14 protein-coding genes are annotated in these 13,596 nt (G+C 32.6%); 9 read left to right on the plus strand and 5 right to left on the minus strand.

Annotated elements, in window-relative coordinates; all coding sequences use genetic code 11:
- The first annotated feature begins 15 nt into the window (after nt 1-15).
- Nucleotides 16-573 (plus strand): DUF4956 domain-containing protein, encoded by a 558-nt coding sequence (locus QLQ94_RS12430; protein ID WP_482499920.1) that lies wholly within the window; start codon nt 16-18, stop codon nt 571-573.
- Here the strand turns inward: QLQ94_RS12430 and QLQ94_RS12435 are convergent, their stop codons facing one another.
- Complete coding sequence (locus QLQ94_RS12435) at nt 574-2,451, minus strand: PEP/pyruvate-binding domain-containing protein (protein ID WP_482499921.1); 1,878 nt, start codon at nt 2,449-2,451, stop codon at nt 574-576.
- Nucleotides 2,452-2,594: 143 nt separating this feature from the next.
- On the opposite strand from QLQ94_RS12435, the gene mnmA reads away from it, so the two are divergent.
- The 5 genes from mnmA to QLQ94_RS12460 all read left to right on the plus strand — a co-directional run bounded on the left by mnmA (nt 2,595) and on the right by QLQ94_RS12460 (nt 6,976).
- Nucleotides 2,595-3,782 carry a tRNA 2-thiouridine(34) synthase MnmA gene (gene mnmA, locus QLQ94_RS12440; protein WP_482499923.1) on the plus strand — a complete coding sequence of 396 codons (1,188 nt, stop codon included), beginning with the start codon at nt 2,595-2,597 and terminating at the stop codon, nt 3,780-3,782.
- A gap of 391 nt (nt 3,783-4,173) precedes the next feature.
- Nucleotides 4,174-5,118, plus strand: a complete 945-nt coding sequence (locus tag QLQ94_RS12445) for an NAD(P)H-dependent flavin oxidoreductase (RefSeq protein WP_482499924.1) — start codon at nt 4,174-4,176, stop codon at nt 5,116-5,118.
- Nucleotides 5,119-5,137: 19 nt separating this feature from the next.
- Complete coding sequence (locus tag QLQ94_RS12450) at nt 5,138-5,548, plus strand: hypothetical protein (protein WP_482499926.1); 411 nt, start codon at nt 5,138-5,140, stop codon at nt 5,546-5,548.
- Between the two features lie 207 nt (nt 5,549-5,755).
- Complete coding sequence (locus QLQ94_RS12455; RefSeq protein WP_482499927.1) at nt 5,756-6,745, plus strand: hypothetical protein; 990 nt, start codon at nt 5,756-5,758, stop codon at nt 6,743-6,745.
- A 48-nt stretch (nt 6,746-6,793) separates the two neighbouring features.
- Entirely contained in the window at nt 6,794-6,976 is a 183-nt protein-coding gene (locus QLQ94_RS12460; RefSeq protein ID WP_482499928.1) for a hypothetical protein, read from the plus strand.
- Between the two features lie 93 nt (nt 6,977-7,069).
- Here the strand turns inward: QLQ94_RS12460 and QLQ94_RS12465 are convergent, their stop codons facing one another.
- On the minus strand, nt 7,070-7,507 hold the full coding sequence (locus tag QLQ94_RS12465) for a DUF4268 domain-containing protein (protein ID WP_271336386.1): 438 nt from the start codon (nt 7,505-7,507) through the stop codon (nt 7,070-7,072).
- Between the two features lie 95 nt (nt 7,508-7,602).
- Here QLQ94_RS12465 and QLQ94_RS12470 point away from each other — a divergent pair, with 95 nt between their 5' ends.
- Nucleotides 7,603-8,253: an NUDIX hydrolase gene (locus tag QLQ94_RS12470; RefSeq protein WP_271336387.1), complete on the plus strand. Its 651-nt coding sequence runs from the start codon at nt 7,603-7,605 to the stop codon at nt 8,251-8,253.
- 124 nt (nt 8,254-8,377) lie between these two features.
- A complete protein-coding gene (locus QLQ94_RS12475) occupies nt 8,378-9,187 on the plus strand; it encodes a lysophospholipid acyltransferase family protein (protein ID WP_271336388.1) in 810 nt (269 codons plus the stop codon).
- A gap of 146 nt (nt 9,188-9,333) precedes the next feature.
- Here the strand turns inward: QLQ94_RS12475 and QLQ94_RS12480 are convergent, their stop codons facing one another.
- From QLQ94_RS12480 to QLQ94_RS12490, 3 genes are all read right to left on the minus strand, one after another.
- Complete coding sequence (locus QLQ94_RS12480) at nt 9,334-9,966, minus strand: hypothetical protein (protein WP_271336389.1); 633 nt, start codon at nt 9,964-9,966, stop codon at nt 9,334-9,336.
- A gap of 8 nt (nt 9,967-9,974) precedes the next feature.
- Nucleotides 9,975-10,469, minus strand: a complete 495-nt coding sequence (locus tag QLQ94_RS12485) for an RNA polymerase sigma factor (protein ID WP_072956102.1) — start codon at nt 10,467-10,469, stop codon at nt 9,975-9,977.
- A gap of 147 nt (nt 10,470-10,616) precedes the next feature.
- Nucleotides 10,617-11,678 carry a DUF3810 domain-containing protein gene (locus QLQ94_RS12490; protein ID WP_482499931.1) on the minus strand — a complete coding sequence of 354 codons (1,062 nt, stop codon included), beginning with the start codon at nt 11,676-11,678 and terminating at the stop codon, nt 10,617-10,619.
- A 255-nt stretch (nt 11,679-11,933) separates the two neighbouring features.
- On the opposite strand from QLQ94_RS12490, the gene QLQ94_RS12495 reads away from it, so the two are divergent.
- Complete coding sequence (locus QLQ94_RS12495) at nt 11,934-13,394, plus strand: aminoacyl-histidine dipeptidase (protein WP_482499933.1); 1,461 nt, start codon at nt 11,934-11,936, stop codon at nt 13,392-13,394.
- Nucleotides 13,395-13,596: the final 202 nt, after the last annotated feature.

Consider the following 13,596-nt stretch of genomic DNA (forward strand, 5'->3'; position numbering starts at 1 on the left):
TAATAATTTGATTCAATGGATTTAAACGAGCTTTCAGGTAGATTTTTTTTATTGTTTTTTTCGATTTTGATTTTATATTTTTTCTCTAACAGAAAAGATAATGAAACCATTAATCCGTTGATGGTAATTGTTGGTCTTTGTACTTTTTCGCTTTGTTATTTGTTTACAAAAATCGAAATTGGAGTAGGGATTGGATTTGGGTTGTTTGCTATTTTCTCGATATTAAGATTCAGGACACAATCATTTACCGTAAACGCAATTATTTTTCTCTTTGCAACAATTACGCTTTCGATTCTGGATATTATGTATCCGTATGAAAAGATTGAGGTTTTATTATTTTTTCAATTGATTATTATTGGTTCCTATATATTGGCCTCTGTTATTGTAAATAAAAAAGCATCTAAATACTTGAATACTGTCGATGCTAAAATAGCTATTGAAGCCAATTTTTCTTTGGATAATAAAAGTATCAGAGAATCTATTCGGCGTAAAATGAATATTGATGATTTCGATTTTAAAATTATCAATATTAATACCGTTTCAAACGAAATAGACGTTTTAATATTCTATTGATTATTCGTTAAACGGCCTGACTTGTTTAATATATAGATCTCTGTTTTCTCCAACAATTTTAAATTCAATATCGACTGGATGATAGCTGTTTTTTCGCCAATAACGGTACATTTTTTGTTCAATTTTTTGACTGACAAGAAAAAGCCTGCTCATTTCTTTTCGGCTTAATAAAGGTTCGTTGTTGTTTAAATTGGAGTTCGAAGTATAATCAACATCAAAATCAGCATCATTAGTTCCCATGTTAAAATGATAGGCGATAAATTGTTCGCAAATTTCTCCTTTTTCAGGTTTTACAACAGAGTTTTCTCCTTTTTGAATATTCACTGTAATACCCGGAAAGTTTTTTCTGAAAATATTTTTAGTGATGATAACGCCATTTGCGAGTTCATCCGGAAAAGAACGATGAACTAAAACTCCCATAGCGATACTTTGCTGATCAATACCAAAAAGTTCCCGTTCACCATAAGAAGCTTCGTTCCAAACGCTCGCCCAGACTTGTTTAATCGCTTTTTCGAAAGTTTTTATACTATCTCCTTTAATTCCTGTTTTAGAGTCATACAAACCTGCGCCATTAAAATCATCTAAATCTTCAGCATTCGTAGAAGATCGAAATCTGAAGTTTTTAAAAGAAGCATTTTTAAAGGTTTCATTTAATTTTGCTATTAATTGAGGATCAATAGGTTCTTTTTTAATCGCATCCCGTATTTTTTTTAATTGATGATTTACCCATACTGTTGAGTCTTTATGCTGATAATTTAAAAGTTGTGTGATTAACGGCGAGATTGATGCCTTTTGAATGTGTTGTGTATAATAGTAAAACGGAATAGCATGTGCATTTTCGGGAGTTTTAAACGAAATATCTTTTGAGATGGCAATCAGGTAAGACATATTTTGTGCTTTAGAACCAATATAGCCAATTCCGTTTTTAGGTATTTTACTTAAATCAACCAGATCAGTAATGCTATTATTTATGATTAATTTTTTCTTTTTGGAAATGACCTTTGCAACTATTTTTTTTGTGCTTTCCCTGATATAAAAAGTGTCCGTTTGAATTTTTAGCTCTACTTTTTTCGAAAGTAATTTTTTGATATTATCATCCTTAAAAGCATTTGTATAAGCCATGATAGGAATCTTTCTGTTTTTGCCCAAAAGAACTAAATGGCTTAATGGAGTCTGAAGTTCATTGACTATAATTCCTCTTACGTTAGGCAAGATATCAGGCGTTCCGTCTAAAACTATAATTTCGTCAGGATTTGGTTTTGTATTGGCAAGATCCTTTACTTTATATTGCTTCAAAATACCAATAGTACTTCCGGAAACAACCTCCTGATAGGTAAGTTCATTGAAAATGTAATTTGATTTGACACACGGAATTTTAAATAGATTTTGTTGAAACCATTCCATTTGCTCCGGATTATTCAAATAGAATTTCAAATTAGAACCAATAAAAGACGATTGTACGATTAAATTATAAAAGCGTTCAATTAAAGCAACAGGCATATGGTCAGATGCAGCCAACTCGAAAATCCATTTATCAGTTCCTTTAATGTGGTTCAGGTTTCCTAGTAAATAATTTCTATTTTTTTCAGTATCACTATAATTATCATTATTAAAAACTTCGACATCCTGAGTATATCCTAAATATCCTGTGGCAAAATCATAATGCAGCGGAATCAAAGTACTATCGAAGTAATACATTTTTTGTTTTCTGAGGTCGTAAACAATTTTTACTGATTCGATATTCGAAAATTTATCTGACAAAGGTTTTCCTCTAAAAGCTTTATAGGCGCTGTAATTAGACAAAGTCGCACTGTATCTTTGTGCGCTCAAAGAAGTTAAGATAAAAAAGAAAATAAAACTACAGATGTATTTTTGCATGGTATTTTTATTGAGGATTAAATGTAATTAAAAAAAGCAATAAGTTTTATCTACCACGGCATTATATAAACTAATCAAAACTAATACAATTATCAAAAATAGGGCTTATCTTTGCACCCTTGTAAAAATATAAACGATTTAGAATGAAACGTGTAGTTGTTGGACTTTCCGGTGGAGTAGATTCGAGTGTTGCTGCTTATTTATTGCAACAACAAGGATACGAAGTTATAGGCCTTTTTATGAAAAATTGGCACGATGACTCCGTTACTATTTCTAATGAATGTCCTTGGTTAGAGGATAGTAATGATGCTTTATTGGTAGCTGAAAAACTCGGAATACCGTTTCAAACTGTTGATTTAAGCGAGGAATACAAAGAAAAAATCGTTGATTATATGTTCAACGAATACGAAAAAGGGAGAACTCCAAATCCTGATGTGCTTTGTAATCGCGAAATCAAATTTGATGTTTTCATGAAAATTGCTTTAAGTCTTGGTGCTGATTATGTGGCAACAGGTCATTATTGTCAAAAAAATGAAATTGAAGTTGATGGAAAGCCAGTGTATCAATTGATTGCGGGTGAAGACAACAACAAAGACCAATCGTATTTTTTATGTCAATTGTCACAAGAGCAATTGGCAAAATCTTTATTCCCAATTGGAGCTTTAACCAAACCGGAAGTACGCGAAATCGCTGCTGAAATGGATTTGGTAACCGCTGAAAAGAAAGATTCTCAAGGATTATGTTTTATCGGAAAAGTACGTTTACCGGAATTCCTGCAACAAAAATTGCAGCCTAAAGAAGGTATAATTGTTCAGATTGATAAAAATGATCCAATTTATGCTGTCGAAAAACCAGTTGGAGCTTCGTTGGTAGAAGAATTGAAATTAGAAGCTAAAAAGCGTGATTACCTTCCAACGATGGGTAAAGTAGTTGGTAAACATCAAGGGGCGCATTATTTTACTACAGGACAACGAAAAGGATTGAATGTAGGCGGAACAACAGATCCGCTATTTATTATTGCTACAGATGTTGAAACCAATACCATTTATACCGGTTTAACAAGTCTGCATCCTGGTTTGTTTAAAAAAGCTTTATTTATCGAAAAATCCGAAGTACACTGGATTCGTACTGATATGACTTTAAAAGTGGGTGAAACTATGCAAGTAATGGCGAGAATTCGTTACCGCCAGCCTTTGCAAAAAGCAACTTTACACCAATTTGAAGACGGAATGTACATTCAGTTTGATGAACCGCAATCGGCAATTACAGAAGGTCAGTTTGCAGCCTGGTATTTAGATAATGAATTAGTTGGTTCCGGAGTAATTTCTTAGTTTTATACTTTTTACAAAGGTTTTGCCTTTGAAAAAAGTAAACTATGAAGCCTTATTTTACGTTTCTTTTATTGGTATTTTCTTCTGTGATGTTTTCGCAAAAATATGTATGGGTTTATTTTAAAGACAAACCTAATGCACAAACTTATCTTGATGTTTCGTTAAAGATGCTTTTCGTATGTGTGTTAGAGCGCCAACCAATCAAAAAATACCTTTAGATTTGAAATCAATATCATTTGTAGATAAAGTAGTTTTTGCAAATAAAACGCTAAATAAAACTTCTAATAAGGTTATGGATACTCATGTTTAAAAAGTAAATTCTATTTTTATACTTTTGATGCTGATCGCGTGCACAAAACAGGAAAGATAATCAACAATAATAGCATTTTTGATGAATAAAATCACAAAACTTTTTAATATAAAATATCCAATTATTCAAGGCGGAATGATTTGGAACAGCGGTTACAAATTGGCTTCTGCGGTAAGTAGTGCCGGAGGACTGGGACTTATTGGTGCAGGATCAATGTACCCGGAAGTATTGCGGGAACATATCCAGAAATGTAAAAAAGCGACTGATAAACCTTTTGGGGTTAACATCCCGATGTTGTATCCTAATATCGAAGAGATCATGAATATTGTGATTGATGAAGGGGTGAAAATCGTTTTTACATCAGCGGGAAATCCTAAAACATGGACTTCTTTTTTAAAAGAAAAAGGAATTACGGTTGTACATGTGGTAAGCAGCAGTGTTTTTGCTTTAAAAGCGCAAGAAGCCGGAGTCGATGCAATTGTGGCCGAAGGCTTTGAAGCGGGCGGACATAACGGACGTGATGAAACGACAACACTGACTTTGATCCCAATGGTGAAAGAAAAGATTCAGATCCCGATTATTGCTGCCGGAGGAATTGCAACCGGACGCGGAATGCTTGCTGCAATGGTTCTTGGTGCAGATGGTGTTCAGGTTGGAAGCCGTTTTGCAGCATCTCTGGAATCCTCTTCGCATGATAATTTTAAACAAAAAATTGTTGATGTAAAAGAAGGTGATACGCAATTGACATTGAAAGAATTGGCTCCCGTGCGCCTGATTAAAAATAAGTTCTACAATGACGTTCAGGATTTATATGAAAAATGTCCTTCAAAAGAAGATTTAGTACAACTTTTAGGCAGGGCAAGAGCTAAAAAAGGAATGTTTGAAGGAGATCTTGAAGAAGGTGAACTCGAAATTGGGCAAATTGCAGGATTAATCCATGAAATTTTGCCAGTAAAGCAAATTGTTCAAGAAATGATGACCGATTTTGAAATTGCTTGTCAGGAAAAGTCTAAATTTGAGTTTTAATTATCTGCATCAATAGTATATGAATTCTCTACGTACCTACTTACTAGTATTTTTTTTAGGACTTGGTTTGCACCAAAGTTATAGCCAGACTTATCAATTTAAAACATCAGGTTTTAGTGTTTTAGAAAAAAATGAAAGAGGAAAATGGGGCGAATGGTCGAGCCTTGATTTAGTCAAGCTATCTGTAATCCTGGATACCAATAAACACAGAATTGTGGTGTACTCGCAGGAAATACAGCTTTTTAATATTCAGGATTATATCGAACGCGAAGAAAATGATACAGATATCGTGTACTCTTTTATGTGCAAGGACAATGATGGCAAAGAATGTAAACTATCTATAATTACTCGTAAAAAGCAAGACTATCGCAAACAGCTTTATATTAATTATGACGATCATATTATTTTATATAATATTTTTAGTGTATAAGCAAAATTCTTAAGAATCCTTTTTTAATTTATCATAATTTTTATATTAATCAATAGTTACTTTTTCTTATCAATGTATTTTACATTGATGAAATATTATTTTTAATGTTACCCGTTTTTTGCATAAGACTAATTTTCAAAATGATGTAAATTTGAATTATAGAGATATTCTATAACGTGAGTTTATTAACATTTAATTTGTAGTATTTTGAGAAAATTAATTAAAAAATTAATTAAAGGTTATTTTGTTTTGATTATTATAATGTTTTCTGGATCGACAGTAGCATTTCTTTTTAACTCTTGTTCAAACGAAAGTTATTATGACGAGGAGAATGCTATAGACCATACGGTTGAGCTAAATAATTTTAGAAAATCAATGGAAATTGCAGGTAAAGATTTTAAAAATCAAGGGTTTACGAACAGGAATTTTGATTTCGAGCCTAATAACGAAGAACAGGCAGAACAATTTGTCCAACAAATTTCAGGCGACGCATTAACACTAATTAAGTCTTATGGTGTTACTGAGCAAGAACTGATAAATCAGTTTGGTAGTCTTGACCCCGTAAGGATTTCTATGACAGCACAATTAATCATGGCAGAGGAGGATCTACTTGATGAAGGGAAAACATTATCAATTTTTACGCAAGATGATTATCAAATATCCTCTTTGTCCCTTTTTGGAATAAATTCCACATATGCAGGTGGCGGTACAACTGTTGGCGGCTGTCTTTTGGAAGCTATAGGTGTAAAAGCTGTTGTTAATCTTTTGGTGGGAGATTTAGCAGCACTTGGAACTGCAGGGGTCTTAAAAATTGTAAGTAATGTAGCAACTAAATATGCAGGGGTTATTGGTGGTGCGGTTATGGTGTATCAATTTGCTGATTGTATGGGATGGTTTGACAAAATTGGATCTGGAGGATCTGGAGGTGTCTCAAGTTATAATGATTTAGTACTTATAAAACCAGTTAAAGGCTACTATAATCAAAATTATATTTACATATCTAAGAAAGATTTAAATTATGTGTCTATTTCAAATTTTTCTATTGATCAAAATTTTATGTATCCAATATATATTGTTCGGGCAGATGGTCCTATCACGATCGATGGTTTTGATGGAACCTATTCTTTTTCAAGTAAGGAGAGGATAAGTGGCAGAGAATTAGATGCTTCAACCATTATAGAGGTCAATGGATTATAATAACAATTAAATTTGATTTAGTAATTTCTGAAAACTAAAAGTTAAAGTATGATTTGGAGTAATTTGTTAATAGGGCTTTATGTGTTGATATTAGTATACAATGGATATACATGGTATAAATACGACAAAAAAGCTTCTGCAGAGCAAAAAAAGAAAGAAGGCTGGGTCAATTATTACCGACTTGCCACAATTTTTATTTTGATACTTTTATTTCAAAAAATTGGAATATAAAAAAATAAAGACCTAAAAAATAACCCGACAAATTTTTAAAAACTTGTCGGGTTAGTTATATAAAAACTTAGCGGCTTAGTAACTCAGAACCTTTTAAGAATCAATATCCTTAATAAAATCATCATATTCAAGATAGAACATCTCTAAAGCATTCATTTTTTCGAAAAAGAAATCAAAAATAGTATCCCAGTTATTGCGGTTGCTAAAACCTACACCTTGTATTTCTGTCCAGATACGGCTAATAGTTTTTCCACTTTCGAGCGTATAGTTTTTTTCGAAAACCAAATCTTTAATAAACTCCTCCTCTAGAATATTTTTTAAAGCTTCTAATTTTTCAAAATAAGCATTTCGTTTTTCATCGCTTCGTTGTTCGATATCAATTAAAACCTGTGCTTTTTTATTGTCTACGTAGAATTTAAAAGAGAAGTCCTTGATCTTCGTGTCATAAAGAACCCATTTGCGTGGATATTTTTCGGCGAAAGCCACCCAAAATTCTCTTTTTATTTTTTGTGATTCTTCTTTACTGTACATTTTTATGGCTTTGGCTTTAGAAAGCTTGTAGATACGCGTTTTCTAAACTATATTTATATTTTATTTATTTGAAAGTACAAAAATAAACTTTGATTATGGATTTTCAAGATTTTTTGCAATATGTTCCTAATTTAATTCCGGTTGAACTCCCGGCAGTTGCGGCACATATAAAAATGGCTCCAAAAGAACGCATTGAAGCTTTGAAAAATCTGGATTTAAAAATAGAAAATCCCAGAATTGCTGCTGTCATGATGTTGTTTTATCCAAAAGACGGGAAAGCCCATTTGGTTTTAATAGTCCGTAATGCTTACAACGGTGTCCATTCGTCGCAAATTGCTTTCCCGGGAGGAAAGTATGAAACTACAGATGCTGATTATGAAGAAACAGCTCTTAGAGAAACGCATGAAGAAGTAGGAGTTCCTCCTGAAAAAATAAAAGTCATCAAACATTTTACTCCAATGTATATTCCGCCGAGTAATTTTTTGGTACATCCGTATTTAGGAATTTCAAAAGAAGAACTTTCATTTTATCCTGATATTAGAGAGGTAGCTGATATTATAGAGCTGCCGCTTTCTGTTTTTTTAGATGATGAAATTATTGTCGAAGCCACATTGTCAACTTCTTACGCTAATAATATTCTGGTTCCGGCATTTAATATTCAAAACCACATTGTTTGGGGCGCGACTGCCATGATTTTAAGCGAATTGAGAGATGTTTTGAAAACAACTTTTGAAGGAAAATCATAAAAGCAAAAAAATAACAATTTGATATTCATTATAATAACAATTTCTTTCCCAAATTGCTTTATAGTACGGCTAAAAGAATAATTTTTGTATGTTTGCGTCATAACAAAAAATACAATACACAGCTATGGGATTGTTTAAACGAAATCCTTTTGGACATATATTATTCATTAAGAAATGGTTAATCCGTATTTTGGGCGCCATGACTCATAGAAGATACAGAGGTTTTAATGAATTACAGATTGAAGGATCTGAAATTATTAAAACACTTCCGGATACTAATGTTTTGTTTATATCTAATCATCAGACTTATTTTGCTGATGTTGTTGCTATGTTTCATGTGTTTAACGCAAGTTTAAGCGGACGTCAGGATACTATTAAGAATATTGGGTACTTGTGGCAGCCAAAAATGAATATTTATTATGTAGCGGCAAAAGAAACCATGCAGGCAGGTTTGTTGCCAAGAATTTTAGCTTATGTTGGTGCCATTACGGTTGAAAGAACATGGCGTGCAAAAGGTGTTGATGTTACAGAAAAAAGGGACGTGAACCCAAATGATACAGAAAATATTAGAATTGCGCTTGAAGACGGTTGGGTAATTACGTTTCCGCAGGGAACTACAAAGTCTTTTAAACCAGTTCGTAAGGGAACAGCACATATTATTAAACAACATAAACCAATTGTAATTCCTATTGTTATTGACGGTTTCCGCCGTTCATTTGATAAAAAAGGATTACGAATGAAGAAAAAAGGAATTCTGCAATCTTTTATCATCAAAGAACCTCTTGATATTGATTATGAAAACGATACCATCGAAGAAATCGTCGAAAAAGTAGAATATGCTATAGAACAGCATCCATCATTCCTGAAAGTTATTCCAGCCGAAGAAATCAAAGTAGAGGAAGAACTTAATAAATTAAGAAGATGGGAGTATTAGATTTAGAAATTAAAAAAGTTTAAGTTTTAGGTTTCAGGTTTTTCTAATTCGTATTTGAAAAAACAAATGCATTCCCAATATTCTCATGGTTTTATGACTTGATAAGAAAATCTCTGAACCTTTGCTACTTGAGCCTTGCCTTCTTTTTAAAAATCAATTTTCTTTAATTCTTTATAATTAGCATACAATCTGCGTAATAAAGTTCCGTACAGTAATCTGTAAAAGCACCAGAAGATCCCAAAGAAACCTAGTATTATCAGAATTAAAATTCCCGCAGATACCAACATTGTTTTCCCATTGGCAGCTAATTTTTCTCTTAAAAATGCCATATCAGGATTGTAGACAAAACCAACAAAGAAACTTAAGATGGTCGATACTATAATCATTCCTAAATTGTACCATACATAATATTGTACCGTTTTTCGGGTTTTTAAAATAGCACCCATCAACGACTTTGTAGCTACAGTAGTCGAAATAGTTCTGTAATTTTTATAAAAAACAAAAATAAAAATCAGTACAACGATATAATTGATATAGGTTAAATACTCCAGGATCAATACAATTTCAGGATGATTCATTTTTTTCAAAACATCATCTGTATTAATGAATAAATTTGAAAATGTCCAAAGTAGAACCTCTAAAATGCTAATAATCAAAATCCATCTTACAATAGAAGATGATTTTTTATGTATCATTTTATAGATGTCCTTTTCAGAAATTTGTTCAAAAGAATTTTCATTCTTTTTCCAGTCTTTTTTTAGTAAATCCAGTTCTTTCATAATAATTTTTAAGGATTTAGTATTTTTTTAAGTTTCCCTTTAATTCTGTTCATTTTCACACGTGCATTCACTTCGCTGATCCCTAAGGTTTCAGCTATTTCCTGATAATCTTTGTCTTCTAAATACATAAAAACTAATGCTTTTTCGATGTCATTAAGCTGATAAACGGCTTTGTACATCAATTTTATCTGTTCTTCTTCTTCATAATTGTAATCAACATCTTTTACAAAATGCTGATGACTTTCATACTCAACGGTTGATATGGTTCGTTTGGTTTTTCGATATAAGGTAATCGCAGTATTTAATGCGACACGATACGTCCAGGTCGAAAATTTACTATCGCCCCTAAATTTAGGATAAGCTTTCCATAACTGAATGGTGATTTCCTGAAACAAGTCTTTGTGAGCATCTTCGCCAGCAGTATATAATCTACAAATCTTGTGGATTATATTCTGATTTGCCTGCAACTGCACAACAAATGACTGTTCTAGATTTTCGCTCATAATGTATTAGTAGTAATCAAAGCTATTTTGTTACAATATATTTTTTTTTAAGCGAGAATTTTCCAAATTGTGGCTTGGATATTAGCTCGTGGAGTATTTTAAAATTTTAATTTAATTATAACAATCCGTAATAATTCGCGGCAAACTTTATAGAGGTCTTGTTTTATAATAATTCACCATCAAATCAACAAATTTACTATAGCCTTCCATACCATCCTTTTGATTGTTTGTTTTTAAGAAATTATCATAAAAAATATGAAAGCCTTTATCAATAAAAGTATCATATTGTTTCCAGAAATCCTGACTTTCCTGATAGTTTTTTAGGATACCAATATGAACGGTTTTCTTTAATTGGTTAAATACCTTTTCGTCTTTTGCTTGCCAAATCCCTAAGCAATAGCGAAGGGCAAAACTGTATCCGGAATACTGATAGTATAAATTTTGATTTTTTACAGTAGCCAGAACACCAATAAAATTGCATTCGCTTTCGCTGGCATAACCCATTTGATGTGCCATTTCGTGGCAGCTCGTAACAGGAAAATTGTACATGGGTAATAAATCATTAACCTGAGCTTCGTTTGTAAAAGGATTGAGGTAACCACCAAAACCCATATAAGTCAGAGGCAGGCTAAAAAGTGATTTTTTGATGCTTATTATTTCGTATTTAAAGTAAGGATATTCGTTTGCCAGATTTTCATAACCACTTAAATTCATCTGGAAAGCCTGATTTTGAGAGTAGGGAAAAACTATTTTTGAACTGTCTTTTTTTGTAATCTGAAACTGAATTTCGTTTGTTTTTGCAATTAGTTTTTTTGTAAAAGCGAGCAATTCAGCGTCAGTATATTCTCTTTGGATTTTCATTTTTTCAAAAAGCGGTTCCCTGTAATAATTGAATGCCCAAAGTAAATGAAAGAAAAAATAAAATATAGAAAGGACACTAAGGGCTTTTAAAAGATTGTCTTTCCATTGTGATTTCCATGTTTTTCTTGTTTTCCAAATCCATCGAATCAAAAACAAAATCAAAATAGAATAGATGCAGTCGCCCACTGAAAATGGAATTTTGCCCAAAACGATTCTTGAAAAATGTGAGGTTTTAAGATACAATCCGTTACTGTAAAAGCGTTCTGTGAATTCCGGAAAATACGGAAGAATCTTTAAAAGGATGATTTGTACGAGAAGTAATAATGGTAAAATATATTTTGATTTCACAATTTTAATTTTGGATAGGTAAATATAAATACAATTAAAAAGAGTTAGCCACGAATTCCACGAATTTTCACGAATTGATGATTTTTTTCTTAGGTTACAAAATAATAATGATTCGTGTTATCCAGTTTTACTGACATTATAACTTGTGCTAATTAGTGAAATTCGCGGCAGAAAAATTTAAGTACTTTACCCATAAAACGAGTTTAAACTTTGTAACTTTGGAGCTCTTAATTGTTAAACTTCAAACAAAATATAATGAGTCAGGAAATAAGAAATCTGGAGCCTAAAGCGCTATGGAATAAGTTTGCAGATTTAAATGCAGTTCCACGTCCGTCAAAGAAAGAAGAACGCGTGATCGAGTTTATGAAAAACTTTGGAAACAGCTTAGGTTTAGAAACTTTTGAAGACGATATTCGAAATGTAATTATCAGAAAACCGGCAACTCCGGGAATGGAAAACCGTAAAGCAATTGTTATGCAGGGGCATCTGGATATGGTGCACCAAAAAAATGCTGATACTGTTTTTGATTTTGATACTCAGGGAATCGACATGTATGTTGATGGAGACTGGGTTCGTGCCCGCGGTACAACGCTTGGTGCTGATAATGGATTAGGAGTAGCTACAATTATGGCTGTTTTAGAAAGTAAAGACGTTCCGCATCCTGCAATCGAAGCCTTGTTTACAATTGATGAGGAAACGGGAATGACCGGAGCTTTAAATTTAAAAGGAGGAATTCTTCAAGGTCAGATTCTTTTGAATTTAGATACTGAAGAAGATGATGAAATTGATATTGGTTGTGCTGGTGGAATTGATGTAACGGCTACAAGAGCATATAATGAAGAAGAAGTTCCGGAAGGTTCTGTTGGACATATTATTACCGTAAAAGGTCTAAAAGGTGGTCATTCAGGAATGGATATTCACAAAGGTTTAGGAAACGCGAATAAAATCATGAACCGTTTGTTGTTTGATGCTTTTGAAAACTTTGGTTTGCAGGTAGCAGAGATCAATGGAGGAAGTTTAAGAAATGCAATTCCGAGAGAAAGTGTTGCAAAAGTAATTATTTCTGAAATGTTTGATGAAGCGTATATTTTTGATATGCAGGAAATCATCAATGATATAAAAACTGAATATAAAACGACTGAGCCAAACTTATCTATTGAAATCGTAAAATGTGATACGCCTTCAAAAGTAATGGATTTAGGTGTTCAGGAAGGAATTATTCGTGCTGTTTATGCTGCGCACAATGGTGTTTACAGAATGAGTGCTGATATGGCTGACCTGGTAGAAACTTCAAATAATATTGCAAGGGTTATCGTAAAAGATGGTGAAATATCTATTGGATGTTTAACACGTTCTTCTGTTGAAACTTCTAAATTTGATTTGGCTAATGCGTTGCGTTCAGCTTTTGAATTGGTAGGTTGCGAAGTAGAACTTTCTGGTTCTTATCCGGGATGGACGCCAAATGTAAACTCTGAAATATTAGATACTTTGGTAGGAATCTACGAGAAACAAAACAACGAAAAACCTAAGGTAGTGGCTTGTCACGCTGGTTTAGAATGTGGAATTCTGGGAACAAATTATCCTGAAATGGATATGATTTCTTTTGGACCAACAATTCACGGTGCGCATTCTCCGGATGAAAGAGCAAGTATTTCTTCGGCTCAAAAATATTGGAAATTTATATTAGAAATTCTTTCTAATATTCCGGTTAAATAGTCACAGTATTCAGTCGCAGTCTCAGTATTCAGTTTCAAAAAACTGTAAACTGAGACTGTAAACTGAGACTGAAAACTAATCTCTTTTAGGAGCATTTTTCTTTTCTCTCTTTTCTTCTTTTTTTTCTTTAGCCGTTTTTAACGGTTCTTTTTTTGCTGTTTTCTTAGCATCCTGACTCTTTGCCATAATATTTCAATTTAGA

The organism is Flavobacterium sp. B114r (assembly GCF_056824125.1).

Bases quoted from the DNA above. Each gene is read 5' to 3' on its own strand.
- QLQ94_RS12470 (WP_271336387.1), top strand. From the start codon at position 7,603: ATGGATTTTCAAGATTTTTTGCAATATGTTCCTAATTTAATTCCGGTT.
- QLQ94_RS12430 (WP_482499920.1), top strand. From the start codon at position 16: ATGGATTTAAACGAGCTTTCAGGTAGATTTTTTTTATTGTTTTTTTCG.
- QLQ94_RS12450 (WP_482499926.1), top strand. From the start codon at position 5,138: ATGAATTCTCTACGTACCTACTTACTAGTATTTTTTTTAGGACTTGGT.
- QLQ94_RS12480 (WP_271336389.1), bottom strand. From the start codon at position 9,966: ATGAAAGAACTGGATTTACTAAAAAAAGACTGGAAAAAGAATGAAAAT.
- QLQ94_RS12485 (WP_072956102.1), bottom strand. From the start codon at position 10,469: ATGAGCGAAAATCTAGAACAGTCATTTGTTGTGCAGTTGCAGGCAAAT.
- QLQ94_RS12435 (WP_482499921.1), bottom strand. From the start codon at position 2,451: ATGCAAAAATACATCTGTAGTTTTATTTTCTTTTTTATCTTAACTTCT.
- QLQ94_RS12465 (WP_271336386.1), bottom strand. From the start codon at position 7,507: ATGTACAGTAAAGAAGAATCACAAAAAATAAAAAGAGAATTTTGGGTG.
- mnmA (WP_482499923.1), top strand. From the start codon at position 2,595: ATGAAACGTGTAGTTGTTGGACTTTCCGGTGGAGTAGATTCGAGTGTT.
- QLQ94_RS12475 (WP_271336388.1), top strand. From the start codon at position 8,378: ATGGGATTGTTTAAACGAAATCCTTTTGGACATATATTATTCATTAAG.
- QLQ94_RS12445 (WP_482499924.1), top strand. From the start codon at position 4,174: ATGAATAAAATCACAAAACTTTTTAATATAAAATATCCAATTATTCAA.
- QLQ94_RS12460 (WP_482499928.1), top strand. From the start codon at position 6,794: ATGATTTGGAGTAATTTGTTAATAGGGCTTTATGTGTTGATATTAGTA.
- QLQ94_RS12495 (WP_482499933.1), top strand. From the start codon at position 11,934: ATGAGTCAGGAAATAAGAAATCTGGAGCCTAAAGCGCTATGGAATAAG.